At 59.5% G+C, this 21,322-nt stretch carries 19 protein-coding genes; 7 read left to right on the top strand and 12 right to left on the bottom strand.

Features of this window, described 5'->3' with window-relative positions:
• The first annotated feature begins 16 nt into the window (after positions 1-16).
• Together AC0J6G_RS16240 and AC0J6G_RS16235 are read left to right on the top strand one after the other, a co-directional pair.
• Entirely contained in the window at positions 17-787 is a 771-nt protein-coding gene (locus AC0J6G_RS16240; protein ID WP_475249449.1) for an SDR family NAD(P)-dependent oxidoreductase, read from the top strand.
• A 114-nt stretch (positions 788-901) separates the two neighbouring features.
• On the top strand, positions 902-1,555 hold the full coding sequence (locus AC0J6G_RS16235; protein WP_475249447.1) for a GntR family transcriptional regulator: 654 nt from the start codon (positions 902-904) through the stop codon (positions 1,553-1,555).
• A 112-nt stretch (positions 1,556-1,667) separates the two neighbouring features.
• Here the strand turns inward: AC0J6G_RS16235 and AC0J6G_RS16230 are convergent, their stop codons facing one another.
• From AC0J6G_RS16230 to AC0J6G_RS16220, 3 genes are all read right to left on the bottom strand, one after another.
• A complete protein-coding gene (locus AC0J6G_RS16230; protein WP_475249445.1) occupies positions 1,668-2,543 on the bottom strand; it encodes an alpha/beta hydrolase in 876 nt (291 codons plus the stop codon).
• Positions 2,543-5,164 (bottom strand): autotransporter family protein, encoded by a 2,622-nt coding sequence (locus AC0J6G_RS16225; RefSeq protein ID WP_475249444.1) that lies wholly within the window; start codon positions 5,162-5,164, stop codon positions 2,543-2,545. Before AC0J6G_RS16225 ends, AC0J6G_RS16230 begins: the two co-directional genes overlap by 1 nt.
• Positions 5,165-5,311: 147 nt before the next feature.
• Positions 5,312-5,722, bottom strand: a complete 411-nt coding sequence (locus AC0J6G_RS16220) for an SMI1/KNR4 family protein (RefSeq protein WP_475249442.1) — start codon at positions 5,720-5,722, stop codon at positions 5,312-5,314.
• A gap of 135 nt (positions 5,723-5,857) precedes the next feature.
• Between AC0J6G_RS16220 and AC0J6G_RS16215 the strand changes: the two genes are divergently transcribed.
• Positions 5,858-6,451, top strand: a complete 594-nt coding sequence (locus tag AC0J6G_RS16215) for a hypothetical protein (RefSeq protein WP_475249440.1) — start codon at positions 5,858-5,860, stop codon at positions 6,449-6,451.
• Between the two features lie 210 nt (positions 6,452-6,661).
• Here the strand turns inward: AC0J6G_RS16215 and AC0J6G_RS16210 are convergent, their stop codons facing one another.
• The 4 genes from AC0J6G_RS16210 to uvrD all read right to left on the bottom strand — a co-directional run bounded on the left by AC0J6G_RS16210 (position 6,662) and on the right by uvrD (position 11,567).
• Entirely contained in the window at positions 6,662-7,030 is a 369-nt protein-coding gene (locus AC0J6G_RS16210; RefSeq protein WP_475249438.1) for a VOC family protein, read from the bottom strand.
• Positions 7,031-7,167: 137 nt separating this feature from the next.
• Positions 7,168-8,016, bottom strand: a complete 849-nt coding sequence (locus AC0J6G_RS16205) for a Tim44 domain-containing protein (protein ID WP_475249436.1) — start codon at positions 8,014-8,016, stop codon at positions 7,168-7,170.
• Between the two features lie 225 nt (positions 8,017-8,241).
• The gene (locus AC0J6G_RS16200) at positions 8,242-9,330 is read right to left on the bottom strand and encodes a TRAP transporter substrate-binding protein (RefSeq protein ID WP_475249434.1); all 1,089 of its coding nucleotides are present in this window, start codon (positions 9,328-9,330) and stop codon (positions 8,242-8,244) included.
• A gap of 32 nt (positions 9,331-9,362) precedes the next feature.
• On the bottom strand, positions 9,363-11,567 hold the full coding sequence (gene uvrD / locus AC0J6G_RS16195; RefSeq protein WP_475249432.1) for a DNA helicase II: 2,205 nt from the start codon (positions 11,565-11,567) through the stop codon (positions 9,363-9,365).
• Between the two features lie 324 nt (positions 11,568-11,891).
• On the opposite strand from uvrD, the gene AC0J6G_RS16190 reads away from it, so the two are divergent.
• Entirely contained in the window at positions 11,892-14,675 is a 2,784-nt protein-coding gene (locus tag AC0J6G_RS16190; protein ID WP_475253793.1) for a putative bifunctional diguanylate cyclase/phosphodiesterase, read from the top strand.
• A gap of 39 nt (positions 14,676-14,714) precedes the next feature.
• On the opposite strand, the gene AC0J6G_RS16185 is transcribed toward AC0J6G_RS16190, so the two are convergent.
• The 3 genes from AC0J6G_RS16185 to AC0J6G_RS16175 form a co-directional block, all read right to left on the bottom strand.
• Positions 14,715-15,026: a hypothetical protein gene (locus tag AC0J6G_RS16185; protein ID WP_475249430.1), complete on the bottom strand. Its 312-nt coding sequence runs from the start codon at positions 15,024-15,026 to the stop codon at positions 14,715-14,717.
• Positions 15,027-15,094: 68 nt separating this feature from the next.
• Positions 15,095-15,625, bottom strand: coding sequence for a DUF5384 family protein (locus tag AC0J6G_RS16180; RefSeq protein ID WP_475249428.1), 531 nt, complete (start codon positions 15,623-15,625; stop codon positions 15,095-15,097).
• Between the two features lie 11 nt (positions 15,626-15,636).
• Positions 15,637-16,143 carry a hypothetical protein gene (locus AC0J6G_RS16175; protein WP_475249426.1) on the bottom strand — a complete coding sequence of 169 codons (507 nt, stop codon included), beginning with the start codon at positions 16,141-16,143 and terminating at the stop codon, positions 15,637-15,639.
• A 164-nt stretch (positions 16,144-16,307) separates the two neighbouring features.
• Here AC0J6G_RS16175 and AC0J6G_RS16170 point away from each other — a divergent pair, with 164 nt between their 5' ends.
• Positions 16,308-17,555, top strand: coding sequence for an MFS transporter (locus AC0J6G_RS16170; protein ID WP_475249424.1), 1,248 nt, complete (start codon positions 16,308-16,310; stop codon positions 17,553-17,555).
• A 41-nt stretch (positions 17,556-17,596) separates the two neighbouring features.
• Here AC0J6G_RS16170 and zwf read toward each other — a convergent pair whose 3' ends face one another.
• Entirely contained in the window at positions 17,597-19,084 is a 1,488-nt protein-coding gene (gene zwf, locus AC0J6G_RS16165; RefSeq protein WP_475249422.1) for a glucose-6-phosphate dehydrogenase, read from the bottom strand.
• A gap of 110 nt (positions 19,085-19,194) precedes the next feature.
• Between zwf and hexR the strand changes: the two genes are divergently transcribed.
• Positions 19,195-20,061: a transcriptional regulator HexR gene (hexR, locus tag AC0J6G_RS16160; RefSeq protein WP_475249420.1), complete on the top strand. Its 867-nt coding sequence runs from the start codon at positions 19,195-19,197 to the stop codon at positions 20,059-20,061.
• Positions 20,062-20,161: 100 nt separating this feature from the next.
• Complete coding sequence (locus tag AC0J6G_RS16155) at positions 20,162-20,386, top strand: PA3496 family putative envelope integrity protein (RefSeq protein WP_475249419.1); 225 nt, start codon at positions 20,162-20,164, stop codon at positions 20,384-20,386.
• On the opposite strand, the gene AC0J6G_RS16150 is transcribed toward AC0J6G_RS16155, so the two are convergent.
• On the bottom strand, positions 20,328-21,290 hold the full coding sequence (locus AC0J6G_RS16150) for a LysR family transcriptional regulator (protein WP_475249417.1): 963 nt from the start codon (positions 21,288-21,290) through the stop codon (positions 20,328-20,330). The two genes, AC0J6G_RS16155 and AC0J6G_RS16150, sit on opposite strands and share 59 nt — an antisense overlap.
• Positions 21,291-21,322: the final 32 nt, after the last annotated feature.

Raw genomic sequence — 21,322 nt, 5'->3', positions numbered from 1 at the left:
TCACAGGATAAGCGAAATGGCTTTTCAGCAGCAGGTAGCCCTGATCAGCGGTGCGGGCAGTGAATCGGGCATCGGCATGGCCATCGCTCGCCGGCTTGGCCGTGCGGGTGCACGCGTGCTGCTCACCGCCAGCAGTGCACGGGTTGAGCAACGCGCTGCCGAGTTATGTGCTGAAGGTATAGATGCACGGGCCAAGCCTGCCGACCTGACTGATGAACTGCACGTGGCGGCGCTGGTGGAGTGGGCAGTGGCGCAGTGCGGCCAGATCGACATTCTGGTGAACAACGCCGGCATGGCCATGCAAGGCAGCCCAGAGCCATTCGCCACGCTGGCCAGCATGGACTTGGCGACCTGGAACCTGTCCATCGCGCGCAACCTCGGTACCGCTTTCCTGCTCACCCGCGCGGTGCTGCCGGGCATGCAGGCGCATGGCTATGGACGCATCGTCAACATCAGCTCAACCACCGGCACCCGTGGCAGTAACCCGGGTGAGGCTGCTTACAGTGCGGCGAAGGCCGGCATGCTGGGTATGAGCATGGGCCTGGCGCTGGAAGTGGCTAAGCAGGGCATCACGGTCAACAGCGTGGCACCGGGGTGGATCGCTACGGGTTCGAGTACCGAAGAAGAGCAGCGTGCGGCAGAATACACGCCGCTTGGCCGCGCGGGTCGCCCCGAGGAAGTGGCGGCTGCGGTGGCATTTCTCGCGTCGCGTGAGGCGAGCTATGTCACCGGCGAGGTGATCGTGGTGGATGGCGGTAATTGCCTGATCGAAAACAAAGCGCCCTAACCCGTTCTGTACGGACGGCCTAGTGCTTATCACCCATGGAGATTTTTCATGCGTAACTGTTTGTTGACCCTTGCCCAGCTCCCTGCACCGCCGGCACAGGGGCACCGTTAAGCCATGGCCGATAACCTGCAGGACCAGCTGTACCAGCGTATTCGCGACGGCTTGTTAGTCGGTCGTTTCCAACCTGGCGAGCGCTTGAAAATCCGTGACCTGGCGGCTGAATGGGGCACCAGCCCGATGCCGGTTCGGGCGGCTTTGCAGCGGCTGGTGGCTGAAGGTGCATTGGAGGGCGAGCCGCAGCGTTCAGTGCGTGTGCCGCCCATGACCCGTGAACGCTATCAGCATATCTTTCAGGTGCGCCTAAGCCTTGAAGGCTTGGCAGTCGAGCTGGCCACGCCAAACCTGACAGCGGCCGACCTTACTGAGCTGCGTGGCTACGTTGCGCAGATGGACAGCGCCATTGAGCTGCGCAACGTGCAGGCCTACCTGCACGCCAACAGCCAGTTCCATTTACGTCTCTACGCTGCCTGCGCCAACCCTGTGCTACTGCGCAGTATCGAGTCGCTGTGGTTGCAGGTTGGGCCGTTTTTCAACCGGCTGTTCACCGAGGCTGACCTGTCGCTGCGCCTCAATGACTTTCACGAAGAAGCCTTTGCCGCCATCGAAGCCGGCAACGCCAACGCCGCGCGCCATGCCATAGAACAGGATCTGAGCTACTTTGCGCGCTTTCTGCTGAACCTGCTGGATTTGGAGCAGCGCCAATATTGAGGGTTTGGGCTTTGCAGCCGACAGCTGTGTGGGGTGCAAGGGCGTCTGAGCAAATTACGTGAGCATCTGCGTGGCGACTGCCTTGCAAGCATTGCTCAGTCGGCAGGAGCGGTTACCTCTGTTCTTTGACCTCGTCACGATTGCTGCATTCGAGCGGCACAGAGCGCCATTTCTCCCACACTCGCTCCCAGCCTTCACTGTGGCTAACGCCCAACAGTACAGCGCTATTTAGGCACTCAGCCGGTCCGAGGGCATCTAGGTAATACTGCAAAAGCATCGGCGGCATAATGCGGTCATCTGCGCCGTACAAATGTCGCTGCGGTACAGAAGCCAGGCGCTTGCGTTGATCCAGAGGCTCAAGTGAGCCGTTAAGCGGACTTAGTTTTTGCAGGTCAACCCAGGCTCGCGGGCTGAGGTTGCCGGCTAGCGTCTGTACCTGGGCAATGTCATCTCGCCTAGCGGCCAGCAGCATCGCCAAGGCTGCGCCACCTGAATAGCCAACCAGTTCAAATGCTTGATTGCCATAGCGTGATTTGATCAACGTAATGGCATGGTCGAGGCTACTCAGAACTTCAGGAGCAAAACGCCGGTTTGTCCATATCGCGGTTGAGCAGTTCGTTGATTTTAAAAACTGACAAGGACGGGCGAGATAAATGCTGGGTGTTGGATCACTGAATGCCAATCGAGCAGTCAGCAAGTTGCGTGGGCTAGGGTCTAGGCTGGGCTGGCTAGTAGTGGCCCAGGCGTGGCCATCACCTTCTAGATAGACGCGAATTCGTGACGCGGTAGGGCGCAGTTTTGGGGCTCCCAAAACCAGCGGAAAGGGATATGTGGGGATTATTTCTAATTGCCGGTCATGCTGTTCAGAGAGGTGCTGCAGTGTTTGATACGGTGACTGACAACCACTCAGCATGGCACTGACCAGCAGTGCCACGCCTTGTAGCCAAACACCGGCTCGCATGCGCGAACCGAGGTTTTTACGCTTCATCAGAAGTCGTAGCGTACTTTTGCGGTGAAGGTGTCAGCATTGAAATCAGACTTACCAAGGTAGTCATAGCTGGCGCCTACAGTCATCGCGCCCAAGCGGTAGTCCACACCTACACCAGCCTCATAGCTGTTGCGCGCTGGCTTAGCACCTGAGGTGGCAAAAGGGGTACCGCCCAACACGAAAGTAGAGGTGCTAGAGGCCTGGTCTGCAGCGAAATCATGGTAGGCCATCAACTTGGCTTGCGGCTCAATGGTGCCTTGCCCCAGCGGATAGTTGGCTGCAACACGTACACCGGCACCCAGATCTAAGACCTCATAACGCTGGTCTTTGACCTTAAGCGCAGCAGACGAGCCCTTCTCACTGAAACCGTCGATATCCACCATGCTGTAACGAGCTGCGACGCGCGGCTCGATCAGTAGTTCATTGCTGATGTGATAGCTGTAGCCACCGACCAGATTCACACCCAGCAGATTACTGTCGTAATTACCTTTGGCGGTGGTGCTGGCGATGTTTCGCTGGCTATCGTTATCGTTGATGCCGTAAGTCAGGCTGCCGTCTGCAAAGTAGTTACCGTGCTCAAAGCCGCCGTACAGGGTGAAGGCGTGGCTATCGACTTCGGTGGTGTTGCCGTTATCGCTGTTGACGTCGGTGTTGAGGAAGCTGTACGCCAGACCCAGAGTCACCTGCTCGTTCAACTTGCCATCAGCACCCACGGCGATACCGCGGCTGTAAGCGTTGTAGCCGGTAATGCCGTCGCGAAGGTCTTGGTTGGCGTCGCTATAGAGGGTTTGTACCCAGACGCCGGTCTCTGTGAAGGCGTCGCCGGAGGACAAGCCCTGGCGTGCGCTGCTGGTGCGGCTGCCGGTCACGTTGCTGATCAGTGCTTGGCCAGAAGTGGCCGCTTGGGTGGTGCCACCGTTAGACTCTGGAGCAAGTTGTTCAGCCAGCTTAGCCAGCGCCGCCGGGTTTTCCGATGCAGCAATGTAGGCTAAACGGACTGGGTCATTCGGATTGCTTTGTGCCAATTGGTTGAGTACCACTTGGCTGAACGCACCACCTGCAGCTTGCGCGTTACTCGAACCGCCCGTGTTGCCGATGACTTGGCCAACTTCGTCGGAGCCCTTGGCAGTGACTTTGGCTACAACCTTGTTGCCTTCAACGGTAAAGGTGTCGACATTCAACAAAGACGAGCTGCTGACAACATTCAGGCCGCCATTGTTGATAGTGCCAGCCTCGATCAGTTTATAGCTGCTACCTGCGGCAGAAAAATCACTGCCTTTGGCCGCCAGCTTGATTTGCGAACCTTCATTAAATGTGGCACTGCCGGTGACAGTAAGAACGGCTTTATTTGCGTCAGTGGCGCTGCTCAGGCTCATGCCCAAAGAGGAAGCGCCAGTCACGAAAAGGTTACCGTCTAGGCTCGTGTGAGCTTGTCCCAGTTCAAGGTGCCCCGCTTTTCCGTGGGTGACCATATTGTCGGTATAGTCGGTGCCCACATAGAAGCGGGCGCTGTCTTTCATGCGGATATTTGCGCCGTCGTTTGCTGTGTCAGTACCGTTGAAAGTTACATTTCCCATGACTTCGGCAGTGGAAATATCGATCAGGTTGCCAGTGATGGTGCCAGCGTCCCAGATGAGGGCAACTTGGCCGCTCGCGTCGGAAGCGTCAATGGCTTCATCTTGAGACGTTATAGTGCCGCTGTTGTGGATGAAAAGAACATTTGGACCGCCATCGATATCGAAGCCGCTAATCTCAATTGCTGCATCGGTGGCTTCGATCAACCCGGTGTTGATTACTTGAGCTGCTGAGCTGGCGAAGCTGACGCCGTCGAGCATCAGGCCCACTGCGTTTTCGCCTTGGGCGATGATACTGCCGTGGTTTTCGATACCGCCGAGGTCTACCCGGTCACTCGAATATCCGTTTTCGTTGGAAGTGGCATCAATGGCCGTTGCTTCAGCCCCGCTGACCTGAATCAGTCCGTTGTTAATCAGTTTACCGTCGATCTCACCGCCCATCAGCTGGATACCGGTGGCATGGTTTCCTTCGGCAAGGATCTTGCCCGATGCGGCATTGGTCAAATTGCCATAGAGTTCGGATTGGCCAGAGAACTCGAGCGCACGAACGCCATCACCTTCGAATAAGTCACCTTTAGCGCTGAGCGTACCTTCGTTGACGAGCTCGTCGATGTAGGCAGGGTCAATCAGCATAGCGGCGGAACCACCACCGACTACCGAGATGTTGCCTTTATTAATCAAGGCCCCATCGATCACGGTGATAGTGCCAAATGGGCCTGGATCTTCGCCGAATTGCGACAGATCGATACCGTCAGCATTGTCGCCATTGGCGTTGATGGTGGCGTTTAAGGTCAGGTCGCCATTGATGTTGACGCTATTGAGCTCTATGGCGTCAAGATCGCTGTTGCTGCTGTTAAACGAGCCGGTAACTTCAACGCTTTCGTTGAACAGCTCGTTATTTTTCTCGATACCGGAATTGTCCAGAACTAGCGATTGCGCATAGACGGGCATAGCGGCGGTAACAGCGAGAGCAAGCAGCGTCTTACGGAACGATGTGGGGCTCATTGTTTCTTCCTGAAAATAATATGAGAAATCATCCGCATCCATGCAGGCAATGGGTTGACGCTAAAGGTATTGTTTGATGGCGTTTAGCCATGCATGAATGCCGCGGCACTCTAGCAAAAGGCATAGCCCAAGGGTATTAGATTTTTGGCGTCATAAATTTACGCTGCATATTCGGCCGCTACAGTGATCTCAGCTTTCCAGCCATACGTCGCGCACCCAGTGCCAGACTGATTCCCAGGTTTCGTCTTCGTTGATCTCGCCGGTTTCGGCTTCCCACAGCAGCACGGTGCCGTCTTCTTCGACCACGTAGTAATTGCCGTGGTCTTCGCACAGCGGCACGTACTCGCGCGGCACGCCGAGTGACCAAGCGGTGGCGGCAACTTCGGGCAGGTAGGTGTGCGATTGTGGGTCGCTGGCGGTGACGGGCTCGAGGCGGCCATAGACCACATCGCTGACCTGCAGCAGGTATTCGCGCAGGGCAAAGGGCAGGTGAATCAGGATCTGCTCCTGGATCTCCACCAGCACTTCTTCTTCCGGAAGTTCCAGCGGCACCGGCACGGGTTCGTTGAGTTCGCGCAGTTGTTCGATGACTTCTTCCACGGGGTCTGCCTCAGCTATTTCGGGTAATACGGGAACGTCTTATACAGGAGAGTGGCCTAAGCAAAAAGCGGGCAAAGTGCTATTGTCCTACTGCAGCGCTAGGTCAAATTTCTCACGTCAAGAAACGGTCTAACCATGAGCAAGCAAACGCAAGATAGCGAAAGCACACCGCTCAGCGAGGACGAACGGCTGCAGCTGTTGACCGCTGCGGGCAAGCGTAATCGTCTGTTTATGCTGGCGCTGGCCGGTGTGCTGGGCATGCTGATGCTGGTCTCGATTGGGCTGAATATCATCAGCGCCTTTAGCGCCGGCGATGAGCCGCGCATACACGCGCTGGAACAGCAGATCCTGCGCATGGAGCAACAACTGGCTGTTCAGCAAACGGCATTAAGTGATCAGCAAGCGCTGCTGGCCAGCCAGCAGGCGTCGCAGTTGAACGGCCTGTTTGAGCGCGCAGAAAATCCCGACAGCATCGGTGAGGTGAGCCATGTGTTGCAGGCCCAGGAGCGTGACTACCAAGAGGTGTTACAGGGATTGAGGGCCGGTATGCGTGATCTGGCCAATATGCTGCCGGGCTCGCGCAGTTGGCTGGCAGATTACGATGAAATGATCGACCGCGCTCAGCTCAACAGCCGCAAGCGCAGTGAGGAAATTCAGGCGTGGAGCGACAAGGCCAGGGAACCTGCGCCAGCAGCCGCGGCGCCCGTCGCAGGCGACGGTCCGGGTTAATACCGCTGCACTAGTTTTAGGGGCTTGCGGGCGAGAGTCATGTCAGGCGCTAGGTTATTAACTGCCGCCGACTGGGCTGTGGCGAATCACCCGGAGCGTACGAGTGGCAAGCATTACTCGTTTCACTCGCCCTCCGGGTCGCGCGGATGCGCGTTAGCCGCTAGCGGCTGGAGCCTGTTTTACGACGTGTAGCAGGTCGTAAGCAGGTCCTTAGCCCATATGGAAGAACGCCAGCTTGTTGCCGTCCAGATCGCGGAAGTAGCCACCGTAGAAACCAGGCATGCGCTCGCCAGGTTCGCCTTCGCTGCTGGCACCCAACTCAATGGCCTTGGCGTAGAGTTTGTCGACACCTTCACGCGAGCCACCGGGCAGGGCAACCATCGTGCCGTTACCAGGGTTTGGCGCTTGTTTGTCATAGGGCAGGCACACGGCAAACATCGGCTGGCCTTTGGCGGTGCCATAGAAGGCAGCACGGCCGATATCCATAACAATCTTGGCGCCCATCTCAGCCAGTAGCGGGCTGTAGAAGGCTTTGGCCTTTTCCATGTCGCTGGTGCCAACCATTGTGTATCCGATCATTGGTCAATCCTCGTGGTGGTGTTTGGGCAGCGTTTAGCATGCCCTTTAGAGTGTATCCGGCACCAGTGCATATGCTTGCTGAATGATGAGCAAAGAAAAACCCGGGCAAGCCCGGGTTTTCGATGATGCAGCAGGTATTAGCCGTTCTGGCGGATACCGGCAACCAGCCACGGCTGATTGTCACCAATGGCCCGCTCCAGACGCCAGCTTTCGCTGAACGCTTCACCCTGGTCAAAGCGCGAAGTTTTGGCCACGCCGGTGAAGGTGAGGGTGGCAACGGTCTTGTCGCTGAGGTCATCAACGCCGTCCAGCTGTACATCAAGGTCGTCGACATAGGTGGACTGGAAGCCATCACCCAGGTCAGCACGTTCGCGGCTGAGGAATTCCAGCAGCTGCGGGGTCACGAATTCGGCGATCTTGTCCATCTCGTTGGCATCCCAATGCTGTTGCAAGCTCAGGAAGTGCTCACGACCGGCATTGATAAAGCTTTGCTCGTTGAACCAAGCCGGAGCGTTGATCACTGGCTTGATAGCGGCAGCAGCGCTGGCACCGCCGAAAATCGAGCTTGGCGCGGCCTGAGTTGGCATTTCACGCTGATACGGTACACCACCGGCTGCAGCAGGCTGCGCCTGGCGACGACGGGCGGCGAGGAAGCGGAACAGTAGGAAGGCGATCAGGCCGAAGATCAGCATGTCCATAATCTGCAGGCCTTCGAAGCCGTCACCCATAAACATCGACGCCAGCAGACCACCCGCGGCTAAACCAGCCAATGGGCCTAACCAGCGTGAGGCACCGCTTGCAGCCGCCGGTTGGCGACCGGCAGCGGCCGGTGTTGCGGATTGCTGGGCTGGTGCTTGGCGCGCTTGATGGCTCGGTGCGGAGCCAAAAGATTTACCGCCGCCCAGTCGCTTGGCTTCGGCTTCGAAACTCATGGTCAAGCCCAGGCTGAGGCACATAGCCAGGGCGATACTGAGAAAACGCTGCATATTTGGCTGTCTCTTGGTGGTTGGATCTCTGCGGGGCATCTTGCCCGGCGGGGTTGCTGCTGGCTAGCCATAGAATGTTTCCGGCTTTTGCCTGTCAGGGTATGAGGTACTGGGCGAAGAGGCAGTGGCCAGGAGGGGTGAGCGCTTGGCGGCATCACCCATCAGGCCATGATGAGCAGGCGCGCTGCGTTCAACCTGTGCCGTCCACCACCCTGCGGCTGCGCATTAGCGCCAGTTGTACAGTTCTTTCTCCGACAGCTGGTGCATCTGGCTGGTCTGAGCCTGGAAGGCTTGCATCGAGGCCCAAATGCGTCCGTTCAGTTCGCTTTGTGCAGCCAGCTCGCCGAGTACCACCGAGCTTTCACGGCGCATGGCGTCCAGCACCTCGTCAGGGAAACGCTTGAGCAGGGTGCCCTGTTGTTTCAGCTCATCGAGTGCCAGTGCGTTGTGGTAGACGTAGTCGTCGAGCATGTCCTGGTTAGCCGCGCGGGTGGCTTCAGTGAGGATTGCTTGCAAGTCAGCCGGCAAGCTGTCGAGGGCTTTTTGGTTGATCAGCAGCTCGAGCACCGCTTGCGGTTCCTGCCAGCCGGGGTAGTAGTAGAACTTGGCCGCCTTGTGCAGGCCGAAGGCCAGGTCGTTGTAAGGGCTGACCCAGTCGGTGGCATCAATGGCGTTGGTTTGCAGGGCGGTAAACACTTCGCCGCCGGGCAGGTTGACGGTGGTGGCGCCGAGCTTGCTCAGCACTTCGCCGCCCAGGCCGGGCATGCGGATCTTCAAGCCCTTGAGGTCATCCAGCGAGTTGATTTCCTTGTTGTACCAGCCGCCCATCTGCATGCCGGTGTTGCCGACTGCCATGGGTTTTACGCCGAACGGGGCATAGGCTTCATCCCACAAGGCTTGGCCGCCGCCTTTGCTCAACCACGCATTCATTTCGGGTGTGGACAGGCCGAACGGCACGGCGGTGAAAAACTGCGCCGCCGGGACTTTGCCCTTCCAATAATACGCTGCGCCATGGCCCAGCTCGGCGGTGCCGCGTGACACGGCGTCAAACACCTCCAGCGGCGGCACCAGCTCGCCACCGGCATACACCTTGATGGTCAGGCGGCCGTTGCTCATGGCGCTGACCCGCTCAGCCAGGCGCTCAGCAGAAGTGCCCAGGCCCGGATAATTTTTCGGCCAGGCGGTGACCATCTTCCACTGGAAGGTCTGTGCCGGTTCGGCGCTGGCCTGCGGCGTGGCGGGTTCTTCCTTGCAACCGGCCAGGCCGAGGGCGGCGAGTAGGGCGCTGGCGAGCAGCAGAGGGCGGCGGATCATTGGGGCTCCTTATTATTTGAATAGACGGTCGATCACAGCGCCTGCAGCTTGGCGTAGCTGAGCATCAGCCATTTGCTGCCTTCGCTTTCGAAATTCACCTGCACCCGCGCCTGGGCGCCGGAGCCTTCGAAGTTGAGGATGGTGCCTTCGCCGAACAGCGAATGCTGCACGCGCTGGCCGAGGTTGAAGCCGGTGTCCGGCACGGCGCTGCCGACGAATAGGCTGTCGCCGCTCATGCTGTTGCCGCCTGTGTTGCGGCTCACCGCGCCAAACGGTCGGCTGACGCTATTGGACAGGCGTACTTCCTGAATCAGCTGCGGTGGAATCTCGCGGACGAAGCGTGACACCTTGTTGTAGGTCTCGGTGCCATACAGGCGGCGCGTTTCGGCGTAGGTGATTACCAGCTTGCTCATGGCGCGGGTGATGCCGACATAGGCCAGGCGGCGCTCTTCTTCCAGACGACCGGGCTCTTCCAGGCTCATCTTGTGCGGGAACAGGCCTTCTTCCATGCCCACCAGAAACACCTGTGGGAACTCCAGGCCCTTGGCGCTGTGCAGGGTCATCAGCTGCACGCTGTCTTCGTTTTCCGCCGCCTGGGTGTCGCCGGCTTCCAGCGAGGCGTGGCTGAGGAAGGCCTGCAGCGGGCTGAGTTCGTCGTCTTCGTTGTTCTCGAAGGTGCGCGCGGCGCTGACCAGTTCCTCAAGGTTTTCAATACGCGCCTGGGCTTTTTCGCCTTTCTCGGCCTTGTGATAAGCAATCAGCCCGCTTTGCTCGATGACGGTCTGGGTCATCAGGTGCAGCGGCATGCTCAACACTTTGGCGGCGAGGTTTTCGATCAGTTCGATAAACCCGGCCAGCGCACCAGACGCCCGCGCCGGCAGGGCCTTGGCGGCGACCATCAGGCGAACCGCTTCCCACATCGACACATCATGGGTGCGGGCATATTCGCGAATGGTCTCGACGCTCTTCTCGCCGATACCGCGCGCCGGCACGTTGATCACGCGCTCCAGCGCGGCGTCGTTGCCGCGGCCATCAAGCAGGCGCAGGTAGGCCATGGCGTTTTTGATTTCCGCACGCTCGAAGAAGCGCTGGCCGCCGTAGATGCGGTAGGGAATCTTCTCGCGCAGAAGGGCTTCTTCGAGCACCCGCGACTGGGCGTTGGAGCGGTAGAGAATGGCGATTTCGCTGCGCTTGAGGCCGTCCTTGCGCAGGGCGTCCTCGATCGTCTCGACCACGTAACGCGCTTCGTCGTGCTCGTTGAACGCCGAATACAGGTTGATCGGCTCGCCGTCACCGTCTTCGGTCCACAGTTCCTTGCCCAGGCGGCCCTGGTTGTTGGCGATCAGCGCGTTGGCGGCCTTGAGGATGCCGGCGGTGGAGCGGTAGTTCTGCTCCAGGCGGATCACTTCGGCGTCGCTAAAGTCCGCAGAGAACTGCTGAATATTCTCGATTTTCGCCCCGCGCCAGCCGTAGATCGACTGGTCGTCATCGCCGACCACCATCATGCTGTCGCCGCCCTTGGCGAGCATCCGTAGCCAGGCGTATTGCACGGCGTTGGTGTCCTGGAACTCGTCGACCAGGATATGCCGGAAGCGCCGCTGGTAATGCTCCAGCAGACCTGGTTTATCGCGCCACAGGTCGAGGGCGCGCAGCAGCAGCTCGGAGAAGTCGATCACCCCGGCACGCGCGCAGGCGGCTTCATAGCCTTCGTAAATTTTCAGCATGGTGGCGAGAAACAGGTCGCCGCCGGGCTGGATATTCTTTGGCCGCAGGCCCTCGTCCTTCTGTCCGTTGATAAACCATTGCGCCTGTTTCGGCGGCCAGCGTTGTTCATCCAGGCCGAGGTCGCGGATCACCCGTTTGACGATGCGCTGCTGGTCGTCGGAATCGAGAATCTGGAAGTTCTCGGCCAGCCCTGCTTCCTGCCAGTGCGCGCGCAACAGGCGATGAGCCAGGCCGTGGAAGGTGCCGACCCACATGCCCGCCGGGCTGACACCGAGCATTTGCTCAATGCGGTGGCGCATTTCAGCAGCAGCCTTGTTGGTGAAGGTCACCGACAAGATGCTGTGCGGCGAGGCGTTCTCGATCTGGATCAACCAGGCGATACGGTGCACCAGCACGCGGGTTTTACCAGAGCCAGCACCGGCCAGCACCAGTTGGCGGCCCACGCGCGCGGCTACTGCCTGGCGTTGGGCATCGTTAAGAGAGGCGATAAGAAGTTCGGGGTCATTTTGCATCGCGGCATTCTAGGGGGCGGCGCCAGGCAGGGCAAACCAGGCTGTCGAGCGGGTTTTAGCGGACGACCGGCGAGTCAGCTCGGCGAGCGTAGGGGGGCTGTGCTTGTGCGCCGCAAAAGTTAGGTCTTTGTACTGTGAATTGGCGCACGTCTGGCTTGGGCGATGCGTCTAGCTCGCGTATGCTGCGCCAACGTTTAGGCAACCACTACAAGAAAATCGCCTATGACCGCGTTGCTACACACCGCCGAATCTGGCGGCCGCCCCGTCGCTGGGCACACCGTTGCGCAGTTGTTTGCCACGGACATCGCCGCCGAACGCACCCGCATGCTTTACCACGGCTCGCAGGTGCCCACTCTGTTTATGCTGCTGAGCGGCATGCTATGCAGCTTTCTGCTGTGGGGCCTGTTGCCGCCTGCGCTCTTGATCGGCTGGTCGATCTGGCTGGTGGTGCTCGCCGGGTTACGCCTGCTGCAAATGCGCGCGTTCAACCAGGCGCCGCCCAGGCAGCAAGCTGAGCCAGTCTGGCATTACTCGTTTTTACTCGGGGCCGTCGGTTCTGGGCTCACCCTGGCTTTTGCCGTCATCGTGCTGGTACCGGCGGATGTGTTCTATCTGCAGGCGTTGATCTACGGCCTGATCGGCACCGCCATCCTTTCTGCCAGCGTGGCCTATGCCATCAGCCTAAGGGCATTCCTGGCGTTTGCGCTGCCCTGCCTGGTGCCCTCGGTCAGTTACTTATTACTCAGCGGCAACAGCGTGCAGCAAGGCTGGGGATTACTCGGCGGCACGCTGCTGCTGTCACTGCTGGTGGTGGCTTGGCAGGTTAACCGGCTGGTCCAGCGCAGCTTGTTACAGCGTTTCCATAACCAGGCACTGATCGGCAACCTAGAACACGCCAAGCGCCAGGCCGAGGGACTGAATGGCGAGTTGGCCCATGAGGTTGAACAACGCCGGCGGGCCGAGCGCGAGTTGCGCCAAGCCCATGACAGCCTGGAAATGCGTGTAACCGAACGCACCTTGGCGCTGGACGAAGCCACCCGCGCCCTGACTAAAAGCCGTGCTCGTCTGGCCCTGGCCATTGAAGCCAGCGAGCTGGGCCTGTGGGACTGGAACCTGCAAACCGACGAAGTCCATCACTCGCGCCTGCAGGAGATCTTTGGCCTGCAAACGCACGAGGTGCAGGTGATGCTGCGCGACCTCAAACCGCGCCTGTACCCGGATGATTTACCGCTGTTGCGCCGCGCGTTGGTCGAGCACCTAAAAGGCTGCAGCGATGACTACCACGTGCAATACCGGGTCAAGCATGCGGCGGGGCACTGGGTCTGGATTGAAGACCGCGGCCGCGCCGTTGAGCGTGATGCCAATGGGCGGGTGGTGCGCATGCTTGGCACCCGCCGCGACATCAGCGCCGATAAACAACAAGAGCAGCAGCAACAACTGGCCGCTACGGTGTTTGAAGCCGCCAGCGAAGGCATCGTTATTCTTGACCCGGATTACCGGATGCTTTCAGTCAACCAGGCCTTCAGTGATGTCACCGGTTATCGCCAGGACGAGGTGGTCGGCAAAAGCGTGATCACCCTGATCAGTGGTGAGGACAGCCGTCGGCAATACCAGTTGATTCGCAAGGAGTTGGAGCAAAGCGGCGCCTGGCGTGGTGAGCTGATTGAAACGCGTAAGAACGGCGAGCTTTACCCACAGCATCTGCAACTCAATGTGGTGCGCGATAAGCGTGGCCAGGTTAGCCATATTGTGGGCTTCTTCGCCGACTTGAGTTCCCGCCGCGCCGCTGAAGAGCACCTGCGCTACCTGTCGCACTACGACGAACTCACCGGCCTGGCCAACCGCAGCCTGTTCAAAGAGCGGCTGCACGAGGCCAGCCAGCGGGCTCGGCAGAGCGGGCGCAGCCTGGCTTTACTGCATGTCGACCTGGACCGCTTCAAGCTGCTCAACGACAGCCTCGGCCATGAAGTTGCCGACCAGTTGCTGCGTCAGGTCAGCCGCCGCTTGAGCCAGGCGGTGCCGGAGGCCGACACGCTGGCGCGGCTGTCGGGCGATGAGTTCGCCATTCTGCTCGACTCGTACTCCAGCCTCTCTAGCCTGGCGCAACTGGCCAGTCGCTTGCTGAGTAAACTGCGCGCGCCGATGAATATCGACGGGCATGAGTGGGTTGTCAGTGCCTCGCTGGGGATCAGCCTACTACCCGACAACGCCCGGGAGATTTCCGCGCTGGTCAGTCAGGCCAACATGGCCGTGCAGCATGCCAAACACCTGGGCGGCAATACCTTCCAGTTCTTCACCGACAACCTGCAAGCCTGCACCCTGGAGCGCTTGCAGTTGGAAAACCAGCTGCGCAAGGGCATTGATGAAGGGCAGCTGGAAGTGTTCTATCAGCCCAAGCTGTGCCTGGCATCGGACACGCTCAACGCCGCCGAGGCGCTGGTGCGCTGGCGTCACCCAGAGAGGGGGCTGGTGCCGCCGGGCGACTTTATCGGCCTAGCCGAAGAAACCGGGCTGATCGGTGCCATTGGCGAATTCGTCCTGCGTCAGGCTTGCCGCCAAGCGCGTGCCTGGCAATTGCAGGGGCTGGCGCAGATTCGAATATCGGTGAACCTGTCGGTGCATCAGCTACGCCAAGGCAACCTGCTCAGCCTGGTGCGCCAGGTGCTCGATGAAACTGGCCTGGCCGCACAGTTCCTTGAGCTGGAGTTAACCGAGAGCCAGTTGCTGGACAACGTCGAGAACGTCATCAGCACCTTCCAACAACTGCGTGAGCTGGGGGTTAAGCTGGCGATTGATGACTTCGGTACCGGTTATTCCTCGCTGAGCTACCTCAAGCGCTTCCCGGTGGACTACGTGAAGATCGACCAGACCTTTATCCGCGACCTCACCCCAGGCGGTGAAGACGCCGCCATCACCCGCGCGATCATCGCCATGGCCCATAGCCTGGAACTCAAAGTAGTCGCCGAAGGCGTGGAAACCCAGGCGCAGATGGACTTCCTCAAGAGCCAGCAGTGCGATGAGATACAGGGTTATCTGATTAGCAGACCAGTGCCGGCCGAGCAATTTGCTCAGTTGTTGCGCGAGCAGGACGACAGCTTTTTGAGGTGATTAGTAAGATGCGCCCGGCAAGCAGGCGCAAAGGGAGGATCAAAGGCCGTTCGGGAGGAAGCGCGTGGCTCCGCTGACGTCGTCGATTTTCTTGATGCGCAAGGCTTTCAGACAGGTTTCGTTACGGCTGTTGCTGTCCGCGCAGTATTGTTTGATGAAGTCAGCAAACGCCATATCTTGACCATTCACGGTCAGCACGCGTTTGAAGTATTCACCTTGAATACCCTGTGCTTGTCGGCTGTTTGTTATCTCTTGATCAACAACCAAACGGCCATGCAGGTCTACAGCAGGAAATTCGGGTGCTTTATCTTCTTTGCAGGCGACCAGCAACAGGCTGGTGGCAGCCAGCATTATTAAACGCAGCATGATGAATTCTCTCGAGGACCTGCCCCAGCCGTGAGCCGGGGCAGGTGTTGCGGCTATTCGCCGAACAGACGGTTGGAGCGGTTGACCTCAGCTTTACCGGTGTCTTCCAAGAGTGCCTTAGTGCCCGAGGTGATGTTGCGCGAGGCATCGGCATCGGATTGGATGACATCAGTGCGGGCTGCGCTCTCGCGTAGTTCGGCGTCGATATAATCATTAGCCCGTGCCGCTCGTGCGCGCTTGGCCTGCAGCGCTAGCCTGCGCTCTTCCAACTCCAGTGCGCGCAGTTCGTCCTCAAAGTTTTCCTCGCGGGTACGCACGCGCTTGTTTTCAGTCTCCTGAAGTTGGCGCTGGGCTGCAGCCTTTTGTGCGGCAGCCTGTTGTGCCGCTGCGCGTTGGCGACGATTAGCTTCATCACGCGCTTCTGCCCGCGCCTGGTCGGCAGCAGCCTGACGAATACGTGCGGCTTCGGCGTTGGCTTGAGCTTGCTTGGTTTCTTGTTCGATTTGATACAGCTGATCGAACTGATTGGCCAGGGCAGGCAATGTCAGCAGTGCCAAGACAGAGCCCAGAACGATATGTTTCATCTGTGCGGCCCTCAGCCTTTGGTCGGTTCAGGGCATGTGGCGTTAGGTTGGATGCGTGTCTCGTTGGACAGCATCATGACCATCAAGGAGATTTCACCAATCTTGAAATCGCAAGGTCGGCCAACCTGGGCCGAGGTGAAGATTTTGCCGTTTTCGGAATAACCGATCAGTACACCAGGCACCAGAGTTGTGTCGTCAACTAGCGAACCGGCCATCGCCCCTGCAGCGCCGCCGGCAACACCCCCAACAATTGCGGTGTCACGGTGGTTCTGTGCACCCAGTGCAGCGCCACCGACTGCGCCAAGCAGGCCACCAACCATCATGGCTGCCTTCTTATTTTTCTCGTTGCTGACTTTGATCTTGGTTGGGGAAACCGTGAGGATTTTGACGGTTTTGGCTTCTTGCTGGGTATTAACCTGACTCGCATCGAAGACATCCGCTTGGTACTGTTCGCCAGTGGCTTGGCAGCCTGCCAATACGGCGGCAATAGAAAGTGCCAGACAACGTTTGATCATCATTCCTTTATTCCTTGATGATTATAAAAATCCATTAACCAGCTCATTTCCGACTAAGCATGGCATTGCGCCAGCATTTTAATCAAAGAAGTTGCTGAGGGTAAAGGCTGATCCTGTCGCACCTGTCAGGCTTGCAGTCATGATCATTCGGACGTTTTTCTATCGCTATGAGCCGATTACTTTTTACTGCACCTACGCGCAGTACCCTGACCCTCCTAGCCTCGCTCTATTGCGCCCAGGGTTTACCTTCCGGGCTATTGGCGCATTCGCTGCCGGTGCTGCTGCGTCAGCACGGTGTTGATCTGGCGTTGATCGGCCTGCTCAAGTTGTTGGCGCTGCCCTGGTTGCTCAAGGTGCTCTGGGCGCCTTGGGTGAATCGCTTAGCATCACCCCGGCTGGGTCATCACCGCGGCTGGATTTTGCCGCTGCAGGTGAGTGTTATCACCATCCTCTCGGGCCTGGCGTTGATGGATCCCGAGCGATTGTTTGACCGCTACTTTCTGCTGCTGATCGGCCTGTTGCTGCTGGTCAACCTGGCGGCGTCGACCCAGGACATTGCCACCGACGGCTTGGCCGTCAGGCTGTTGCCGGAGCGCTGGCGTGGGCTGGGTAACAGCCTGCAGGTCGGCGGTTACAAGGTCGGCATGCTGGTCAGTGGCAGCGGTCTGTTATTGGCGATGGATACGTTGGGCTGGCACCTGAGTCTGGGCTTGGTTGCGGTGTTGCTGGTGCTGATGACGGTGCCGATCTGGCGCTTTGCCGAGCGGCGCGAGCTGCCGTTTCAGCCGGCGCAAGCAGAGCCGGCCGGGCCTGGGCTGTTGCTGCGGCATTACCACGGGTTGCTGGCGCAGCCTGGCATGCTGTTCTGGCTGGCGGTGCTGCTGAGTTTTAAGCTAGGCGATGCCTTGGGTTCACCGATGATCAAGCCGATGCTGGTGGATCAAGGCTGGAGCAATGCCGAGCTGGGCCAACTGACGCTGATCAGCAGCCTGGCCGGGATTGCGGGCGCACTGATTGGTGGCCTGTTGTATGCGCGCCTCGGTGCGCTGCGGTCGCTATTAGGGTTCGGGTTGTTGCAGGCCGTGGGGATTGCGGCGATGGCTCTGTTGGTGGGCGCGGGGGGTGACGCTGGGTTGGTCTATTGCGTGGCGTTGTTTGAGCAGGCCGCTGATGGCATGTCTACGGTGGCGCTGTTTGCGGTGATGATGCGCCAGTGCCGGCCCGAGCATGAGGGCGCGGACTTTACCCTGCAGGCCAGCGTGCAGTTGTTGCTGGCCGGGCTGGTGGGCGCAACCAGTGGTGTGTTGGCCAAGTGGTTGGGTTATCAGGCGTTGTTTGTCGGTGCGGGGGCTCTGGGGCTGCTGGCATTGCCGCTGGTGCTGCTGTACTTCCAGCGGCTGCGGCCGCAGACCTAACCCTGTGCAGTCGGCTCAAGCCGCGTCTTTGCGCCGCACAGCTATTCCATCCACTGCCGTTCATGGCGTTCGAGCAGGTTGCTGGCTTGCTCCGGGCCGTCGCTGCCGGCGGGGTAGGGACGCGGGCTCTGGTAGTGCTGGTGCCAGCCCTTGATGATCGGATCGATCCAGTTCCAGGCCGCCTCCACTTCATCGCGGCGCATAAACAGCGTTGAGTCGCCTTCGATCACATCGAGCAGCAGACGCTCGTAGGCGTCCCAGCGGCGCTGTTTGTGGAAGGCGTCGGCCAGGTTAAGGTCGAGTTCCACCGGCTGCAGGTGCATGCCTTTGCCGGGGCTTTTGCCCATTAGTTGCAGGCTGATGCGTTCTTCCGGCTGCAGGCGGATCAGCAGGCGATTGGCTTCGCCTTCGCCAAACAATTGGTGCGGTACTGGTTTGAACTGGATGAGAATTTCCGAGGTCTTGTGCCCCAGGCGTTTGCCGGTGCGCAGGTAGAACGGCACGCCGGCCCAGCGCCAGTTGTCGATTTCGGCCTGTACGGCGACAAAGGTTTCAGTGTCACTGTCGTTGTCGACGTTCTTCTCGAAGTAGTAGGCCGGCACTTCCTGGCCGCCGATCTTGCCGGCGGTGTACTGGCCGCGCACGGTCTTGTCCTGCACGTCGAGGCCGGTGATGGGTTTTAGCGCCTCGAGGATTTTCACCTTCTCGTTACGCACCGCCTCGGCGTCGAAACGCACCGGCGCTTCCATGGCCACCAGGCAGAGCAGCTGCAGCAGGTGGTTTTGGATCATGTCGCGCATGGCGCCGGCTTTTTCGTAGTAGGCGCCACGATTTTCCACACCGAGGGTTTCGCACACGCTGATCTGTACGTGGTCGATATGCCCGGCGCGCCAGATCGGCTCAAACAGCGCGTTGGCGAAGCGCAGCGCCATTAGGTTCTGCACTGTTTCCTTGCCCAAATAATGGTCGATGCGGAATACCCGCGACTCATCAAACACCGCGCCGATGGCAGCGTTGATCGCCTGCGCCGACTGCAGCGAATGGCCGATGGGTTTTTCCAGCACGATGCGGGTTTTGGGGCCGGCCAGGCTGGCCACCTTCAGGTGCGAGGCGATGTCTTCGAACAGATCCGGTGCGGTGGCCAGGTAATAAATACGCACGCGCTCGTGGTTTTCGCCCAAGCGTTTACTCAGTCGGCCAAAGTCGGCGCTTTGGCTGGCGTCCATGGCGAAATAGTCGAGGCGGGCGGCGAAGCTGGCCCAGGTGTCGTTGTCGAAGTCGTTGCGCGCCACCTGAGCGCGGCAATGGCGTTCAGCCAGGGCTTGAAAGGCTGCGCGGCTATGGGCGCTGCGGGCCAGGGCCAGAATGCGTGTATCGCCATGCAGGCGACCGGCGCGATGCAGGTGGTAGAGCGCTGGCAGCAGTTTATGCAGGGCCAGGTCGCCGGTGCCGCCAAACACCAGCATGTCGCAGGAAATGCTCAAGGTGGGAACTCCGACTCGGTTAAGCAGTGCGGCGGCGGCGGCCATGTAGTATAACTACAAGACCACTACAACCGTCGTGCGCCGATCATAACCGAGTCATGACTCCGATGCGGCGTGCTTGATGGATTCGTTAGCCAAATGTCGAGCCTAAACCTGTGAACCTGTTGCAGCACATTGCCCAGTCGCGTCATCTACTCCGCAAATCGGAACTCAAAGTTGCGGAGCATGTTCTGCTCGATCCGGCGTCGGTCATGCACAGTTCCATGGCTGAGCTGGCGCACAGCGTGGGGATCAGTGAGCCGACTATCGTGCGCTTCTGCCGGGCGATTGGCTGCACCGGTTTCCAAGACCTCAAACTGAAATTAGCGCAGAGCCTGGCTGCTGGCGCCAGTTTCGGTCAGTTCGCCATTCATGAAGACGACTCGGTCGCCGACTTCAGCCTGAAGATTTTTGACACCACCCTGCACACCCTGATCGAGGTGCGCGAGAAGCTCGATACTCAAGCCCTGCAGCAGGCCATCGCGGCGATCGCCAACGCCCAGCGTGTGGAGTTCTATGGCTTCGGTGCGTCCGGCGCGGTGGCGGCGGATGCCCAGCACAAGTTCTTCCGCCTGCTGCTGACGGCGGCCGCCTATTCCGACCCGCACATGCAGGCGATGAGTGCGGTGACCTTGAAGCCCACCGATGTGGCCATCTGCATCTCGCAGTCTGGGCGCTCCAAGGATCTGCTGATCACCGCCAACCTGGTGCGTGAAACCGGCGCCACGCTGATCACCTTGTGCCCAAGCCAAACCCCGTTGGCCGACCTGGCCACCGTTAACCTGGCCATCGACGTGCAGGAAGACACCGAGATCTACACGCCGCTGACCTCGCGCATCGCCCACCTGGTGGTGATCGATGTGCTCGCCATGGGCGTGGCCATGGCCCGTGGCCCAGGGTTGGTCAACCACCTCAAGAGCGTTAAACGCAGCTTGCGCAGCCTGCGCCTGTCGCCCAAGGCGCATAAGAGCAACGAAGACTGAGTACAGCGCTGATGTCATCGCCGCGTTACCGCGTGGCCATCAAACCGTCATATCGAGAGCAGATGCTGGTACTCCCTTATTCAGCTTGGGAGTTGCCCCTATGTCTGGCTATCTGGATACACCTTCGTCTCACGAAAGCACTGACGCCAAATCCCGGCGCAAGCTGCTCGACCAGCGCCGCATGGAGTACCGCCGCGCCATCGAAGCGCATGCTGAGCGGCGTCGGTTGCAGCAGCAATTGCTCGATTACCCGGAGCTGGTCGCCGCTAACTATGTGGCGGGGAAGCAGGCGTTGCAGCAGCAAAGCGCTCAGCCAGGGCGTTGATCAGGCTGCGCTGATCGCGTACGAAAGCGAAAAACGCCTGGGCCACCGGTGATAGGTATTTGCCGCGCGGGTGTACCAGGCACCAGCTGCGCAGCAGCGGCAGTTCAGCCACCGGCAGTTCGCGCAGGGCGCCGCACTCCAGTTCGCGGCGTACCGCGTGGCGTGGCAGCAGCGCCAGGCCGAGCCCGGCGATTACCCCTTCACATTGTCCTTCCATTGAACCGACCTCTAAGGTCTGGGCGAAGTGTGCGCGCTTCTGGTGGCAATATTCTTCACAGGCCTGGCGCGTGCCGGAGCCGGCTTCGCGGACCAGCAGCGGGAAGCTGCTGAGGTCTTGCAGGTTCAGCGGGCCTTGGCTGCACAACGGATGATCGGGCGGGGCCACGGCGATAATCGGGTTGGTCAGGAAGGGCAGAAACTCCAGGTTCATGTCCGTGGGCACCCGCGACATGATCAGCAGGTCGTCGCGATTGGCGTTCAGGCGCTTGAGTGCCTGGGTGTGGTTGGTCACCACCAGCTGCAGGCTAACTTCGGGGTATTGCTGGCGAAAAGCCGCGAACAAGTGTGGAACGAAGTACTTGGCGCTGGATTCCACAGCCAGGCTCAGCTGCCCTTGCAGTGAGCCCTGCAAATCGGAGAGTTGCATGTCGAAGCTCTCCAGGCGGCCAAAAATATCCGCGCTGGCGCGTTGCAGGGCTTCGGCGGCCTCGGTTAGGTAGAGCTTTTTGCCCACGTAGTCGAACAGTGGCTGGCCGATCAGTTCTTCCAGCTGGCGAATTTGCAGGCTGACGGCGGGTTGCGTCAGGGCCATTTCCTCCGCCGCACGGCTGTAGGACAGGTGGCTGCAGACTGAGCGGAATACCTGAATCTGACGAAATGTCATTCTCATTAATGACTTGCGCACGTAGTTTTCCCATACGGTTGGTGGCTTGCGGC

It is taken from the genome of Pseudomonas sp. TS_SC_3 (genome assembly GCF_056156225.1).
Note: the sequence above shows the minus strand (reverse complement) of the source record. Positions and strands in the feature narration are given on the sequence as shown.

Bases quoted from the DNA above. Each gene is read 5' to 3' on its own strand.
- AC0J6G_RS16240 (WP_475249449.1), top strand. From the start codon at position 17: ATGGCTTTTCAGCAGCAGGTAGCCCTGATCAGCGGTGCGGGCAGTGAA.
- AC0J6G_RS16175 (WP_475249426.1), bottom strand. From the start codon at position 16,143: ATGATGATCAAACGTTGTCTGGCACTTTCTATTGCCGCCGTATTGGCA.
- zwf (WP_475249422.1), bottom strand. From the start codon at position 19,084: ATGGCCGCCGCCGCCGCACTGCTTAACCGAGTCGGAGTTCCCACCTTG.
- AC0J6G_RS16215 (WP_475249440.1), top strand. From the start codon at position 5,858: ATGAGCAAGCAAACGCAAGATAGCGAAAGCACACCGCTCAGCGAGGAC.
- AC0J6G_RS16225 (WP_475249444.1), bottom strand. From the start codon at position 5,164: ATGGATGCGGATGATTTCTCATATTATTTTCAGGAAGAAACAATGAGC.
- AC0J6G_RS16180 (WP_475249428.1), bottom strand. From the start codon at position 15,625: ATGAAACATATCGTTCTGGGCTCTGTCTTGGCACTGCTGACATTGCCT.
- AC0J6G_RS16230 (WP_475249445.1), bottom strand. From the start codon at position 2,543: ATGAAGCGTAAAAACCTCGGTTCGCGCATGCGAGCCGGTGTTTGGCTA.
- AC0J6G_RS16235 (WP_475249447.1), top strand. From the start codon at position 902: ATGGCCGATAACCTGCAGGACCAGCTGTACCAGCGTATTCGCGACGGC.
- AC0J6G_RS16200 (WP_475249434.1), bottom strand. From the start codon at position 9,330: ATGATCCGCCGCCCTCTGCTGCTCGCCAGCGCCCTACTCGCCGCCCTC.
- AC0J6G_RS16210 (WP_475249438.1), bottom strand. From the start codon at position 7,030: ATGATCGGATACACAATGGTTGGCACCAGCGACATGGAAAAGGCCAAA.
- AC0J6G_RS16190 (WP_475253793.1), top strand. From the start codon at position 11,892: ATGCTTTACCACGGCTCGCAGGTGCCCACTCTGTTTATGCTGCTGAGC.
- AC0J6G_RS16170 (WP_475249424.1), top strand. From the start codon at position 16,308: ATGAGCCGATTACTTTTTACTGCACCTACGCGCAGTACCCTGACCCTC.
- AC0J6G_RS16155 (WP_475249419.1), top strand. From the start codon at position 20,162: ATGTCTGGCTATCTGGATACACCTTCGTCTCACGAAAGCACTGACGCC.
- uvrD (WP_475249432.1), bottom strand. From the start codon at position 11,567: ATGCAAAATGACCCCGAACTTCTTATCGCCTCTCTTAACGATGCCCAA.
- AC0J6G_RS16185 (WP_475249430.1), bottom strand. From the start codon at position 15,026: ATGCTGGCTGCCACCAGCCTGTTGCTGGTCGCCTGCAAAGAAGATAAA.
- AC0J6G_RS16205 (WP_475249436.1), bottom strand. From the start codon at position 8,016: ATGCAGCGTTTTCTCAGTATCGCCCTGGCTATGTGCCTCAGCCTGGGC.